The organism is Microbulbifer hainanensis, from assembly GCF_014904735.1.
Lineage (GTDB): Bacteria > Pseudomonadota > Gammaproteobacteria > Pseudomonadales > Cellvibrionaceae > Microbulbifer > Microbulbifer hainanensis.
In genome coordinates this window covers 41,421-55,607 of record NZ_JACZCR010000011.1, presented here as the reverse complement: position 1 = coordinate 55,607, position 14,187 = coordinate 41,421, and the positions used below count along the sequence as shown (strand labels likewise).

Genomic DNA, 14,187 nt, shown 5'->3' with positions numbered 1-14,187 from the left:
TTCCTCCCTTTTTTGTTTTCGCTCGTTGCCTCTGTGGCCTTACTTGATAGGCGAGGCTTTGACGCTGGTTTCAGCCACTCGGGCAACCGGCCGGGCCGGGTTGAGGTCCGCCTCCAGCTGCTGTAGGTCGTCGGGCGCCAGCAGGCCGGCGACGCGCTTCAGATTGAGGGTATTGAGGATGTAATCGTAAAGGGCGTTGGCGTAGTCGGTTCTGTTGGCGGCCAGGGTGCGCTCCGCCAGCAGCACGTCGACGATATTGCGCGTGCCCACCTCGTAGCCCGCCTGCGTGGCTTTCAGGGCGCTCTCTGCAGATACCACCGCCTGTTCGCGGGCCGCCACCCTCGATACATCGGTCACCACCGCGCGGTGCAGGGTGCGGGTGTCCTGGATGGTATTGCGTTCAGTCAGGTTGCGCAGGTCTTCGGCCTGAAATGACTGGTTGCGGGCCTGGCGGCGGCTGGCGCTGATGCCGCCACCGGAGTAGATCGGCACGTTCAGGGTGATGGCCGCCACTTTGGTTTCGATTTGGTCATCGATGGGAAAACGGTTGACGTCGCCCAGCGCGGTGACATCCTGGTCGCCATCGCTGTAGTCCTTGCGGTAAGTGAGCGACCCGGTCAGCGTCGGCAGGTGGTCGGAGGCGGCGGCGCGGGCATTGTAGCGCGCGGCGTCCGCGGCCAGGCGCGCGGCCTTGAGGTCGAAGTTATTGGCCAGGGCGAAATCTACCCAGGCGCTGCGATCCGCTGGCTCCGGCGCCGCCGCGGCAAAGTTTTCCATCAGCGGCGCGACTGTGTCGTGGGGCTGGCCGGTCAGTACAGTCAGGGCGTCGAAGTTGCTCAGCAGGTCATCCTGGGCGGTAAGGCGGCGGGCCACTGCACTGTCGTAGGCAGCGCGGGAGTCGTAGACGTCGGTGATCGCGGTCAGGCCCACCTGAAAACGCTGTTGGGTCTGTTCCAGCTGCTTGGCCAGGGCCTCCTCCTCGGCACGCTGGGCCTCCAGAACGTCGTAGGCGCGCAGCACGTTGAAATAGGCGGTGGCCACCCGGAGCATCATGCCCTGCTGGGCAGAGCTGAATTGAGCCGCGGCCTCTTCGCTGAGTTTTTTGCCCTGTTTGTAGTCAAACCAGGCTGAAGCGTCGAACAGCTTCTGAGTCAAGTTGGCAGAATAGACCCGGTCGTCGGTATCGGCACTTGAATCGATCGGATAGCTGACCAGTCCGGTTTGGCCGTTTACCTCGGTGCCCTGGGTCTGCACACGCGAGGCATCGACTTTGGATCTTGCCGCTTCCGCTGAAGCGTTAATCTGCGGCAGCAGTGCGGAGCGACCGAGGTTCTTGGCTTCCAGGCCGGCCTCGTAGGCGGCGTGGTCGGCGGCCAGCTGGGGATCGTTGTCCAGTGCCTGCAGGTAGATTTCCCATAGAGTATCGGCGTGGGCCTGCATCGCGCCAAAGCCGAGTACGGCAACGGCGAGCGGAGCCTTCAGTGCGGCGGCGATCTGAGTCTTCAGCGGGCGCGTGCGGCCGCGCTTTGTGTTCGAATTACTTCTATTCATCTGTTTCAACTTCCTGTGGCGGGTGCGGTCTCAAAGCTGCAAATGCGCTGCCAGTCTCCCCACTGGCGGGGTCCTGAAGGTCCCCGAATCTGAGCAGTGCGCCATTTTACCCGGGGGTAGCGGGGGCGTCGAGGCGACGGCTAGGGCATTTTGGTATATCTTCGTTAAACCGACGCGAATGTGCGGTTATTGGATCGCGAACTGCGGGTTTCGCGAATTTCACGGCTTCCACAGATCGGGTCGGCTTTCGATAATTCAATAGACGCAGCCGCAGCCGATTTGGATGCGGCAATGATTGTGCAGAATGAGGCAAGGACTCCCGGGGATGGATCAGGGACAACACCGACGGCGGAAAACCTGGCAGCGCGCCTGTCACGAGTGCGATCTGCTGCTGCTCGATGCGGTGGCGCCGCCAGGTCAGAAACTGGTCTGTCCGCGCTGCAATGCGACCCTGCACCGCAACCCAAAGAATAGCGTTCACTACACGGCGGCGCTGAGTCTCACCGGCCTGCTGCTGTTTGTTCCCGCGGCGACCCTGCCACTCCTGCATTTTTCCATCTTTGCCTTCGGCGGTGAGAACACCCTGTTTAATGGCGTGATGTCACTGTTTGATGCCGGCTATTACTGGCTGTCGAGCCTGGTGCTGTTCTGCAGTGTGATTGCGCCGCTGGCAAAATTCCTGTTGCTGACGTTTATCTGCTGGGGCAGTGCCTGGGCCCTGCTGGATCGGCCAGTGGGGTTGGCGGTGCGATGGTACCAACACCTCAAAGAGTGGGGCATGCTGGATGTTTACATGCTGGGAGTGCTGGTGGCGCTGGTCAAAATGAGCGACCTGGGCAAGATGGAGGTGGGGCCGGGCCTCTATTGTTTTGCCGCGATGATGCTGGTGGCCAATCTGACGACCCTGAGTTTCGATCAGGAATCGATATGGTCGCGGATGGCGCGCCGGGCCAGCGGGAAGGTGGCATGAAACTTCCGCTGAAAGCGCGAGCGCGCGGGATGAGCTGTTGCCTGGTTTGTCACCAGCTGGTGACGATGCCAGCCGGCGGTGACCCGCGCCACTGCCCCCGCTGCGGCGCCAGGGTACACACCCGTATCGACGGTAGCCTGATGGTGACCTGGGCACTGGTCATCACCGGGACGCTACTGCTGCTGCCGGCAAACATATTACCGGTGATGACGGTCATCTATCTGGGTTCCGGAGAGCCCAGCACCATTATCAGCGGCGTAATGCAGCTATACCACGCCGGGCTCTGGGGCATTGCGCTGATTGTATTCGTCGCCAGTATTGCGGTGCCGGTGATGAAACTGTTGGGCCTGATAATTCTCCTGATTCAGATACAGCTGCGGGTGCCACTGATTCCTCTGCAGGCGATGAAGCTGTACCGTGTGGTGTCCGGCATCGGCCGCTGGTCACTGCTGGACCTGTTTATGATTTCCATTCTGGTTGCGCTGGTGGACATGGGGGCGATCGCCCAGGTGACAGCCGGTCCCGGCAGTACGGCATTTGCCACGGTGGTGGTCGTGACGATGACAGCGGCGCGCAGTTTTGATCCCAGGCTGATTTGGGATGCGTACGACGAGCGCAGGGCTGCGGTACACGAAGAGCGCGATACCCGCGCGCAGGAACAACAACGAGGAGCCCCGGGGAATGCCTGAAGAGTTTCCCGAGCAAGTAGAACAGGAAGCCGTGGTAAAGCGTAGTCGCGGCCTGCCGCTGGTATGGCTGTTGCCACTGATCGCCGCTTTGATTGCGGTCTGGCTGCTGTACCGGGATTTCACCCAGGGGGACATCCGGGCCACCATTCTGTTTCATTCTGGCGACGGCCTGGTGAAGGGCAAGACCGTCGTGAAATATTCCGGTGTGGATATCGGGGTTGTGCAGGATTTCCGCCTGGTGCCGAACGCTCCCGAGCTGGACGGCGCCGACGGTGTGATGGCAGAGGTGGCATTCAATCGCAGTGCGGAATTTCTGCTGGTGGAGGGAACGGAGTTCTGGGTTGTAAAACCGGAGCTGTCGATCACCGGTGTCCGCGGGCTGGAGACGCTGGTGTCCGGTAACTACATCGCCGTGGAGCCCGGTAGTGGCGCGCGCAAGCGCCAGTTCATTGCCCTGGAAGACCCGCCCGCCCATGTGCGCGGTGAAGGCTTGCGGGTAGTGGTGAAGTCGCCGCGGCTGGGCTCCCTGAATCGCGGCTCGCCGGTTTACTACCGGCAGCTGCGGATTGGGCAGGTGGAAAATTACCGGCTCGGCAAAGACGACAACCAGGTAGAGATCGACCTGTTTATCCGCAGCGAATACGCGCATCTGGTGCACCGCGGCAGTCGCTTCTGGAACGCCTCAGGGCTGTCGGTGGAGGGCGGCATCAGCGGTGTTACCGTCAACCTGGAATCCATTGCCGCACTGGTTGCCGGCGGCATCAGTTTCTACACGCCGGAAACCCAACGCCAGTCGCCGCTGGCGGTCAACGGCAGTGAGTTCAAACTTTATAAAAGTTTTTCCGCCGCAGATGCCGGCATTCCGATCACGCTCAATTTTGATCGCGGTGTCACTGTCACTGCCGGCAGTACGCAGGTGTATTACCAGGGCGTGCAGGTCGGCGAGGTCAGTACGGTCAAGGCCAACCGCCGCATCGACGGTATGGAAGTCAAGGTGTTGATGGATCCGATTACCGACGACCTCTTGAGTGAAAACACCCGCTTCTGGATTGCCCCACCGACCCTGGATATTTCCAGCGGGCTCAACGATCTGCTCAAGGGCGGGCGCATTGAAGTGGACCTGCGCCGCGGCAAGCGCTCCAAGCGCACATTCGATGCCCTGGCAACGGCACCGCCGATGGATCCGCGGGTACCGGGGCTGCACCTGCGCCTGACCGCGCGCAATCCCGGTTCGCTGCAGCGCGGCGCCCCGGTGTATTACCGACGTATCGAAGTGGGCAAAGTGCAGGGCATGGAGCTGAACGACGACGGTGACGGCGTGGAGGTGTATGTGGTGATCGAGCCGCGCTACGCCTATCTCGCGAACAAGGAATCGCGTTTCTGGAATGTCAGCGGCCTGCGCGCCAGTGCCGGACTCTCGGGTATTGATGTCGAAGCCGATTCGCTGCTGTCGCTGGTGCGCGGTGGTATCGCCTTCGGCAGCCCGCCGCGTGCGCGGGAGCGCGCCGGAAAAGCCCGCAATGGCGACTCTTTCCGGCTGTACAACAGTCGCGAAGCAGCGCTGGAAGAGGGGCTCGATATCAATATCACGCTGTCGGATGCCGAGGGCCTTCGTGAGGGCGCCACCCTGCGCTACCGCGGTATTGCGGTAGGAGAGATTACCCGCCTGCGACTTGCACCGGACAACAGCACCGTGCGTGCGCGCGCAAAGCTGTATCAGCGCTATCAGGATTTCGCCCGGGGCGGCACGCGCATGTGGGTGGTATCACCGCAGATCGGCCTCAGTAAAGTCGCCAACCTCGGCACCATCATCACCGGCCGCTACCTGGCCCTGGAGCCGGGCGAGGGGCCGCTGCAGACCGAATTTACCGCACTGCCGGAAGCGCCGAAGCCGGATCTGGCCGATACCATGAATCGCCCGGGTCTCACCGTTATTCTCGATGCGCCGCGCCGCGGCTCGCTGGTGCCCGGCAGCCCGGTGTACTACCGCCAGGTACAGGTCGGAGAGGTGACCGGGTTCGCGCTAGGGGAACTGGCGGACCGGGTTTATATCTATGTACATATAGCGCCGCGCTATCGCACACTGGTGCGGGAGCACACGGTGTTCTGGAATGCGAGTGGTGTGGAAGTCAATTTTGGCCTGAAAACGGGCCTGACTGTGAACACCGAGTCGACCCAGGCACTGCTCGCTGGCGGTCTTGCATTTGCAACGCCAGAGGCGCCGGATATGGGGCTCGAAGTGGAGTCCGGTAGCCATTTTCCGCTCTACCCGGAGGCAAAGCCGGAGTGGTTGGGCTGGAGTCCTAAAATAGAATTGTATCCGGCAGCTGAGCCGGTCAAGTGAGCGGCGTTTTAAACAGGGAACAGGGATTAGCTATGCGTTTGATTTTCTTGGTATTTCTGGGACTGCTCATGACCGCGTGTCAGGATGTGCAGGTGCAGCGGGTAGAGACTGGTCCCCCGCCGGTAGTCTTTTCCACCTATGCCTGGGGCCAGGCGGCGCTCAGTGACGTGCCTGATGCATCGGCGCAGCTGGTGGAGCTGGATGAAGAGTTGCGCGCAATTGTCGTTGCGGCGATGCGTGGCCGCGGCTACCGCCTGGTGGACGATACGGCACAAGCCGACATGGTGATCGATTATCAGGTTGCCGTCGTCAACGAGGAGTTTGTCAACGACGATACCAATCCCAGCTGGAATGCCCAGTTCGATTCCAACGCCCAGTCCGGGGTGGTGGAGTTGCCCCAGCGCAGTGGCGCCCCGCGCGTGACCCTGACGCTGGGCATTGGCCGCGAAGGCGAGCCCGCCATCTGGGGCGGCAGCGCCGAGAAATTGATTGCGCGTCCGGAGAACGCGGAGGAGCGCCAGCGCATTCTCGGTGTTGCGGTACAGGAACTGCTGCGCAATCTGCCTGCGGCGGTTTACTAGTCATTCGATTTATCCGGGGCGGCCGCAGCGCCCCACTCGCAATTGGTGGCATGGAAGCCTGATCTTCATCCTCTGCTGTAGGAGATTGGCATGAGTGCCGTATTCCGGGCCGCGCTGGCGGTTCTGATAGTCCTGTCCCTGGCGAGCTGCGCCGTTGCGCCGCCCGTCGCCATCGATTACGACTCCCAGGCGGATTTCAGCCGCCTGCATACCTATTACCTGCTCGATCCTCTCGCGAGCGGCCGTGTTTCGCCCCTGGAAATCAAGCGCGCCCGCGAGGCCGCGGACGGTGTATTGCGACAGCGGTTCCAGCCGGCGAAGAGCGCGGAAGGTGCGGACTTTCTCGTGCGCCTGCAGCTGGTAGCGGTCGACAAAGTGGCCGTTTACGACGACAGCCTGTCCCTCTATGGCGGTTACCGCGCCTGGGGATTCGGTTGGCGCGCACCGCTGGAGGTACGGCAGTATCGCCAGGATACGCTAGTGCTGGACGTGCTGTCTCCGGACAGTGAGCCCCTGTGGCGGGGCAGTACGCCCTCGACTGCAACGCGCTTCGCGGATCCCGCCCAGCGTCTGCAGCGCATGCGCGAGGAGCTGGCCCTGTTGCTGAATCGTTTTCCGCCCCGCTGACACTGTAGTTGGTGCAAATGTGCTAATTGCGTCGTCAGGTGGCAAGCGCGTGTCTGGAATTGGTCGAGTGTGCATCGCATACTGCGCCAATCGACAACCGCCGATGAAAGGCTGAATCATGAGCGAACAACGAGAGCCACCCGGCGCTGGACTGGCATCGCAATTTACCCGTAGCGCCGTGGATGTGATCGAGCGCACGCCGGTATTTGAAGGGTTCTTCACCATGGTGCGCCTGCGGTTGCGTCACCGTCTGTATCGCGGTGGCTGGAGTGCCGAATTTGAGCGGGAGCTGTTCGTGCGCGGCGCCGCCGTAGGGGTGCTCCTATACGATCCGCTCAATGAACTGGTGGCGCTTACCGAGCAGTTCCGCGTCGGTGCCCTTGAGCGCCCGGGTGGCCCCTGGTGCCTCGAGGTGGTCGCCGGCATGGTTGAACCAGAGGAATCGCTGCAGGAGGTGGCGCGTCGCGAGGTGCTCGAGGAGGCGGGCATGGCAGTGGACGAGTTCCACTACATTCGCACCTATATGCCGAGCCCCGGGGGCAGCTCCGAGAGAATGCACCTGTTCTGCGCGCTCGCGAATCTCCGCGACGCCGAGGGCCATTTCGGGCTGTCTCACGAACATGAGGATATCCGTCTGCGGGTATTCCCGCTGCAGGAAGTGCTGGAGGCCATGGAGAGCGGAGAGCCCGGCGCCTGCCCGATCGACAATGCCGCTACGGTGATCAGTTTGCAGTGGTTGCAATTGAACCGCGCGCGGCTGGATGAGCTGGCGCGATCGGCGTCTGTGGGCTAGGCGGTTACAGAGAAATCAATACATTTGCACGCCGTGGGTAGAAATTGAGATCTGAATCACGGCGGCAGGGGAATTGGAGTGTCGATAATGGCAGTACAGTCAAAAGTGGACATGCGCTTGCGCCCGTTGGACAGGCGGGTGGGCAAAACGGCCTATCGGGTCGACCTGCCCTCCTACCACGCCGACTGCGACGCAAACTACCTGCGCCTGTGCAAACTGCTGCCGGAGCTGGCGAGCCGTGAGCACTGGCGCTACCGGATGCCCCACGGAGCGATGGAGCTTTCCGTACTGGAGCGCTCGCGCTACACCACCGAGGTGAGCCTGAGCGCGCGTGCCGATGCGGGTGAGCGCCGCTGGATGGCGCCGCCACAGATTACCGTGCGCCTTTACCACGATGCGCGGATGGCGGAAGTGGTGGCAATCGATGGCCGCGGGCCGGTGGGCGACAATGGAGTGAATTGCGCCTACCCCAACCCGCGGATGGAGCGTGCCGACGAGCGGCAGCAGGCCAATCGCTTTCTCGGAGAGTGGCTGGGCCACTGTCTGGAGAACGGCCGCACAGAATTTGAATTAGTGCTGGATGGCCGGCGAATTTAAGGTGCAATGGCACCGGGCCGGCTGTCACATGGATGTGAGTGGAAGGTGAGAACGTGAGCGAAGATCCAAACAGTTCCGTGCAACGTCTGGTGCAGTTTACCGATCCCCATATTGGTGGGCGGCCGGACTATCAGCTGTTGGGGCTGGATACCGGGCACACCCTGGACGAAGTCCTGCGGGTCATCGCGAGCGAGCAGGGCAGTGCCGAAATGCTGGTGGTCACCGGCGATGTCAGCGCCAATGGTTCTGAAGCCGCCTACCGCCGTTTCCTGCACAAGATGCGGGGTGTGGGTACGCCCTGGTACTGGCTGCCCGGCAATCACGACAACGCCGCGCGCATGCGCCAGATGGCGCCCAGTCGCAATGCGGAAGTGGTTTCGCTCGGCAACTGGCGCCTGCTGTTGCTGGATACCAGTGTCGAGAATCAAATTTGCGGTGGTCTCAGCGAAGGTCAGTTGCAGCGCCTGGAGCAGTTGCTGCAGGAATGCCGTGAATACCCGGTGATGGTGATGATGCATCACCAGCCGGTACCGGTGGGCAGTGACTGGATCGACGGGCATATGCTGCGCGAAGGTCGCGAGCGCCTGATGCAACTGGTGGGTGCCGCACCCAACGTCAAGGCAATGGTATGGGGCCATGTGCACCAGCAGTTCGACAGCCATTACCGGCACATCGGGCTGCACGCGACTCCTTCCACCTCGGTACAGTTTACGCCCGGCAGTGGTCCCTTTGCCGTCGACGAGCAGATGCCCGGCTATCGCTGGTTCGAACTGCGAGATGACGGCAGCTACAGCACCGGGGTGGAGCGCGTCGTCGTGTCCGAATACAGAGTTGACCTGGCCTCCGGCGGCTACTGAGCGTTCGCCCTCCGCACTCTCCGCAGTTTTTGACCTGCTATCCGCCATCTCCCGCCTTACACTTTCCAGGTAATTACGCGATGTCGTGAGGCCGGTGATGTTCCGAGTCCGTCTTCTGTTGTGTTGCGTCTCAATCCTGGTGTCGTTGGGCGGCTGCAGCAGCCAGCGCAGCGGTGGGCCCGCGGCCGCAGTGCCAGCTGATAGCGGGCGCGCAGCGGCGCTGCAACCCCGTGCCGGCGGCCTGGACCAGGTGAACGCTGTGAGTCCGCTCGACCTGAGTGGTGCCACTGTCTATGTGGCGCCCCTGGAAATCGACTATCGCAGCTCCGCTTCCCAGGGCAAGCAGCCGCTGGGCTTTAGCAACCGCACGCTGGATGCCGATGCCCGCGCGCGACTGCAGGAGACGATGGCACAGGCCTTTGCAGAGCGTTTCCTGTCTGCGCGGGGCGGCCGGTTGGTCTCTGACGCCCGCGCCGCGGACTACACCCTGCACCTGCGGCTGGAAAAATTTTACCTGCCCGCGCCCCTGGAACAGACGACCCACCTGCGCGAGGTGTTCTCGGAGAGCAGTGCCTATGGCACGCTGTCGGGCACCCTGAGCGATGCTAGGGGTAGTGTCGTGCTGCAGTTTCGCGATCGCCGCGAGTTTGGCGAGGACTTCCCCAGCCTCGGGCCCGGCCGCCTGCAGCGCTTTTCACCGCCGTCTTTCTGGGCAGACATGCGCATGGACCTGCGCCGCGCCTTCGGCAGCCTGCATAAGAGTGTGCATTGAGCGCCGGGCCGCAGGGGCTATAATCCCCCGCCATGTCCCTATCACAATCCTATACGCGGCCGCTATTGATCTATCTGCACGGCTTTCTGTCCTCCCCGCAGTCCCACAAGTGCCAGTTGATGCGCGAGCGGCTCGCCGCTGAGCACCCGCACATTGTCTTCTGTGCGCCGCAGGTATCGCCCTACCCGGAAATTGCCAGGCAGTCCCTGCTCAGCCTGGTGGAAGGCTTTATTGCCGCTGGCGACTGCGGCCCCATCGGTCTGGTCGGCAGCTCCATGGGCGGCTTCTGGTCCAGCTACCTGGCAGAGCGCTATGAACTGCCCGCGGTGCTGGTCAATCCCGCAGTGCATCCAGCGCGCTTTATGCCGGCCTACCTGGGGCAGGTCCTCAAGCCATACAGTGGTGAGGCACAGGAGTATCGCCTTACCCGGGCAGACGTTGATACCATGCGCCAGTTGGAGACCGAATTGGCGCGGCCGCTGCGCGGCCGCTACTGGCTGCTCGCCCAGCGCGGCGATGAGACTCTCGACTTCCGCGACGCGGAAGAGTTTTACCGGGGGCAGCGGCAGACCGTCGAAGACGACGGTGATCACAGCTTTCAGGGGTTTGCGCGCTACTGTGAACCCATTGTCGAATTTCTTTTCAACGAGCAGTAATACATAAGAATATGGCCAACTATTCCGCCGAAGATATCGAGGTACTCACGGGGCTGGATCCGGTGCGCAAGCGCCCCGGCATGTACACAGACACCACCCGCCCCAACCACCTGGCCCAGGAAGTCATCGACAACAGTGTCGACGAGGCGCTGGCCGGGCACGCGAAAAAAATCGAAGTGGTACTGCACAAGGATCACTCCCTGTCGGTCAGTGACGACGGCCGCGGTATGCCGGTGGATATCCATCCGGAACAGGGGCGCCCGGGCGTCGAGGTGATTCTTTCCACCCTGCACGCCGGCGGTAAGTTCTCCAACAAGAACTACCAGTTCTCCGGCGGCCTGCACGGTGTCGGCGTATCGGTGGTCAATGCATTGTCCAAGGTGCTGGAAGTCACCATCCAGCGCGATGGCCACGTGCATCGCATCGGTTTCCAGAACGGCGACAAGGCCTCTGACCTGGAAGTGATCGGCGACTGCGCCAAGCGCACCACCGGCACCAGCTTACGCTTTATGCCGGATCCGCAGTATTTCGATTCGCCCAAGTTTTCCGTGCCGCGCCTGCGCCACCTGCTGCGCGCCAAGGCGGTGCTGTGCCCCGGTCTTACCGTGGTATTTATCAATGAGCAGGACGGTGAGTCGGATCAGTGGTTCTACGAGGACGGCCTCAAGGACTATCTCGCCGCCGCCAACCAGGGTTGGGAAGTGCTACCGGCAGAGCCCTTTGTCGGTAACTTCAGCGCGACTACCGAAGCGGCGGACTGGGCCGTGCAATGGCTGCCGGAGGGTGGTGAAGTCACCGCCGAATCCTACGTCAACCTGATTCCCACCGCCCAGGGCGGTACCCACGTCAACGGATTGCGCGCTGGCCTGCTGGAGGCGATGCGCGAGTACTGTGAAATCCGCAACCTGTTGCCGCGCGGTATCAAGCTGGGGCCGGAGGATATCTGGAACCAGTGCTCCTACGTACTCTCGGCGAAACTCGCCGACCCGCAGTTCTCCGGCCAGACCAAGGAGCGCCTGTCTTCCCGCGAGGCCACGGCATTTGTCTCCGGTGTTGCCAAGGACGCGTTCAGCCTGTGGTTGAACCAGCACACCGAAGAGGGCGACAAACTCGCCGAACTCTGTATCGGCAATGCGCAGAAACGCATGCGCTCGGCGAAAAAAGTCGCACGCAAAAAAGTGACCCAGGGACCGGCGCTGCCGGGCAAGCTCGCCGACTGCTCCAGCGGCGACACCAGCCGTTCGGAACTTTTCCTGGTGGAGGGGGATTCCGCCGGCGGCTCCGCCAAGCAAGCCCGCGACCGGGAATTCCAGGCCATCATGCCGCTGCGCGGCAAGATCCTGAATACCTGGGAAGTGGACTCGGCGGAAATCCTTGCTAGCCAGGAAGTACACGATATCGCCGTGGCACTGGGGGTGGATCCGGGCAGCGACAATCTCGAGGGGCTGCGTTACAACAAAATCTGTATTCTCGCCGACGCCGACTCCGATGGCCTGCACATCGCCACACTGCTGTGCGCGCTGTTCCTGCGCCACTTCCGCCCGCTGGTGACCAACGGACACGTGTACGTGGCCATGCCGCCGCTGTTCCGTATCGATATCGGCAAGGACGTTTATTACGCGCTGGATGAGGCGGAGAAGCAGGGCATTCTCGATCGCATCAATGCGGAAAAGAAAAAGGGCAAAATCCAGGTGACCCGCTTCAAGGGCCTCGGTGAAATGAATCCGCTACAGCTGCGCGAGACCACCATGGATCCGGATACCCGCCGCCTGGTGCAGCTCTACATCGACGCCGGCGACGACAGCAATCAGCTGCTGGATATGCTGCTGGCGAAGAAGCGCGCCGGGGACCGCAAGCAGTGGCTGGAAAGTAAGGGAAATCTCGCGGAAGTCGGTTGATATAGGTTTTACCAAAACTGTATAAGCTTTTATGGTGACTCTATAAAATTCAGGGGTTCATTTATAAAAATCATATACTTCGGGAATGGAAGCTCGAGGTATGCCCTGAATATCCAGCCTCACGCTCACCCACAGACTCAGCGGTACGTAAATGCTCGACTTGGCGTGGAGGGTTTGCGGACCTGTGCCGAAAACCCGGGTTGAAAAAGGCCGGGCAAGGCCTTTTTCAAAAGCCTGTTAGGCCCGCTTGGGAAAAATTGCCTGCGGTTCAAGATAGGAGGAAAGGCCATAGGTCCCGAACTCGCGACCTATGCCTGACTGCTTGAAACCACCCGCTGGCGCTCCGGCTTCGTCGAACATGTCGAAAACTTGATTGACCATAACTACGCCAGCCTCAATGCGATCGGCTATCTTGCGACCGCGTTCTGGATCGCCACAGCTAATCCATGCCTGTAGTCCGTAGATGGAATCATTTGCGATCCTTATCGCATCTTCCTCGGTCTTGTAGGTTATGACGGATAGGACTGGCCCAAATATCTCTTCCCGTGCGATCGTCATGTCGTTGCGGACATTAACGAAAATCGTTGGCTGAACGAAGTTGCCCGCTTCGAGTCCCTTGGGCTGCCCTTTGCCGCCTATAAGGATTTCTGCCCCTTCTTCAATCCCCTTGTGGATATAGGCTTGCACTCGGTTGTATTGTTTCTCGGTGACGAGCGGGCCGAGTAGGGTATCGTCTTTAGTTGGATCGCCGACCTTCCAAGTGGGTACGGCCTTCAGCAATGCATCCTTCACAGCCTCCAGTTTGTGTTCTGGTACCAGAATACGCGAGCCGGCAATACAGGCTTGTCCGTTATTCATGAAACCCGTTGTGAGGGTAAACGCAACCGCCTTGTCGATGTCCGCATCGTCAAGAATGATGTGTGCCGATTTTCCTCCAAGTTCGAGTGTGACGCGCTTTATGGTCTCGGCGGCGTTGCGCATGATGGATTTGCCCACGGTAGTCGACCCAGTAAAGGAAATCTTGTCTATGTCAGGATTTAGCGTAAGTTCGTTGCCGACAACTTCGCCACGACCATGAACGAGATTGATAACGCCGGGTGGCAATCCCGCAGCATCAAAACATTCCACGAGAAGTTGAATCTGCAGTGCGCTCAGTTCGCTGGGCTTGATGACAACGGTGCATCCCGCGGCAAGGGCTGGTGCAACCTTGTTGCAAACCATAAAAATGGCTGAGTTCCACGGAGTGATAAGCCCCGCAACTCCTACGGGTTTTAATGTAACGTCCGCCTGGCCAACAGCTTTATGGAATGCGATTTCGTCCAGAGTTTTCTTCATATTGAGGAAGACTTTTGCGGCTCCACTGATGGAAAATTTGGAGTGCCGCGATACACCACCGTATTCTTCAGTCCTGATTTCAATATGCTTGGCTTCGCGGGATTGGATCGCATCGTGCAATTTCTGCAGATAGCGCTTGCGTTCATCCAGCGATGTTTTAGACCAGGTTTTCAGGGCCTTTTTTGCGGCGTCGATAGCGTCACGTGCATCTCGCTCATCGCCGAGCGTAACGCGGCCGATAGTGGTGCGATTCGTCGGGTTCACTATGTCGAGTATTTCGGTTCCGCAGGAGTCCACGAAGCGCCCATTGATATAATGCTGGTTGATGACTCTCATGACGATTCCCTTATTTAATTGTGTTAGCAGATTGTTGGTCCGGCCATCGGAGGCGCGGAGCGCAAATCGAGCACATAAGTGGTGATTTGTCGTGGGGGGATGCGGAGCTGTGCCGCAAAGCCGGGTTGAAAAAAGCCAAGGAAAACTTTTTTCAATAACTTGTCAGACCTCAAGGCACTTT

13 protein-coding genes are annotated in these 14,187 nt (G+C 60.7%); 11 read left to right on the top strand and 2 right to left on the bottom strand.

All coding sequences use genetic code 11. From position 1 onward, the window contains the following. Positions 1 to 39: 39 nt before the first annotated feature. Positions 40 to 1,551, bottom strand: a complete 1,512-nt coding sequence (locus IG168_RS04380) for a TolC family outer membrane protein (RefSeq protein WP_193162124.1) — start codon at positions 1,549 to 1,551, stop codon at positions 40 to 42. Positions 1,552 to 1,876: 325 nt separating this feature from the next. Between IG168_RS04380 and IG168_RS04375 the strand changes: the two genes are divergently transcribed. From IG168_RS04375 to parE, 11 genes are all read left to right on the top strand, one after another. After that, positions 1,877 to 2,521: a paraquat-inducible protein A gene (locus IG168_RS04375; RefSeq protein WP_193162122.1), complete on the top strand. Its 645-nt coding sequence runs from the start codon at positions 1,877 to 1,879 to the stop codon at positions 2,519 to 2,521. After that, positions 2,479 to 3,210: a paraquat-inducible protein A gene (locus tag IG168_RS04370; protein ID WP_226876524.1), complete on the top strand. Its 732-nt coding sequence runs from the start codon at positions 2,479 to 2,481 to the stop codon at positions 3,208 to 3,210. The genes IG168_RS04375 and IG168_RS04370 overlap by 43 nt, the downstream gene beginning before the upstream one ends. Further along, positions 3,203 to 5,554 carry a PqiB family protein gene (locus tag IG168_RS04365; protein ID WP_193162120.1) on the top strand — a complete coding sequence of 784 codons (2,352 nt, stop codon included), beginning with the start codon at positions 3,203 to 3,205 and terminating at the stop codon, positions 5,552 to 5,554. The genes IG168_RS04370 and IG168_RS04365 overlap by 8 nt, the downstream gene beginning before the upstream one ends. Positions 5,555 to 5,586: 32 nt before the next feature. Then, positions 5,587 to 6,135: a DUF4136 domain-containing protein gene (locus tag IG168_RS04360; protein ID WP_193162117.1), complete on the top strand. Its 549-nt coding sequence runs from the start codon at positions 5,587 to 5,589 to the stop codon at positions 6,133 to 6,135. 90 nt (positions 6,136 to 6,225) lie between these two features. Further along, complete coding sequence (locus IG168_RS04355) at positions 6,226 to 6,762, top strand: DUF4136 domain-containing protein (protein ID WP_193162115.1); 537 nt, start codon at positions 6,226 to 6,228, stop codon at positions 6,760 to 6,762. A 118-nt stretch (positions 6,763 to 6,880) separates the two neighbouring features. After that, positions 6,881 to 7,555: an NUDIX domain-containing protein gene (locus IG168_RS04350; protein WP_193162113.1), complete on the top strand. Its 675-nt coding sequence runs from the start codon at positions 6,881 to 6,883 to the stop codon at positions 7,553 to 7,555. A gap of 87 nt (positions 7,556 to 7,642) precedes the next feature. Then, positions 7,643 to 8,152, top strand: a complete 510-nt coding sequence (locus IG168_RS04345) for a DUF1249 domain-containing protein (RefSeq protein ID WP_193162111.1) — start codon at positions 7,643 to 7,645, stop codon at positions 8,150 to 8,152. A gap of 53 nt (positions 8,153 to 8,205) precedes the next feature. Further along, positions 8,206 to 9,009, top strand: coding sequence for a metallophosphoesterase (locus IG168_RS04340; protein WP_319024659.1), 804 nt, complete (start codon positions 8,206 to 8,208; stop codon positions 9,007 to 9,009). A 190-nt stretch (positions 9,010 to 9,199) separates the two neighbouring features. Continuing rightward, complete coding sequence (locus tag IG168_RS04335) at positions 9,200 to 9,781, top strand: hypothetical protein (protein ID WP_193162109.1); 582 nt, start codon at positions 9,200 to 9,202, stop codon at positions 9,779 to 9,781. A gap of 32 nt (positions 9,782 to 9,813) precedes the next feature. Further along, on the top strand, positions 9,814 to 10,437 hold the full coding sequence (locus tag IG168_RS04330) for a YqiA/YcfP family alpha/beta fold hydrolase (RefSeq protein ID WP_193162107.1): 624 nt from the start codon (positions 9,814 to 9,816) through the stop codon (positions 10,435 to 10,437). Between the two features lie 11 nt (positions 10,438 to 10,448). Further along, positions 10,449 to 12,335 (top strand): DNA topoisomerase IV subunit B, encoded by a 1,887-nt coding sequence (gene parE / locus IG168_RS04325; protein ID WP_193162105.1) that lies wholly within the window; start codon positions 10,449 to 10,451, stop codon positions 12,333 to 12,335. A gap of 237 nt (positions 12,336 to 12,572) precedes the next feature. Here parE and IG168_RS04320 read toward each other — a convergent pair whose 3' ends face one another. Next, positions 12,573 to 14,006: an aldehyde dehydrogenase family protein gene (locus IG168_RS04320; protein WP_193162103.1), complete on the bottom strand. Its 1,434-nt coding sequence runs from the start codon at positions 14,004 to 14,006 to the stop codon at positions 12,573 to 12,575. Between the last annotated feature and the right edge of the window lie 181 nt (positions 14,007 to 14,187).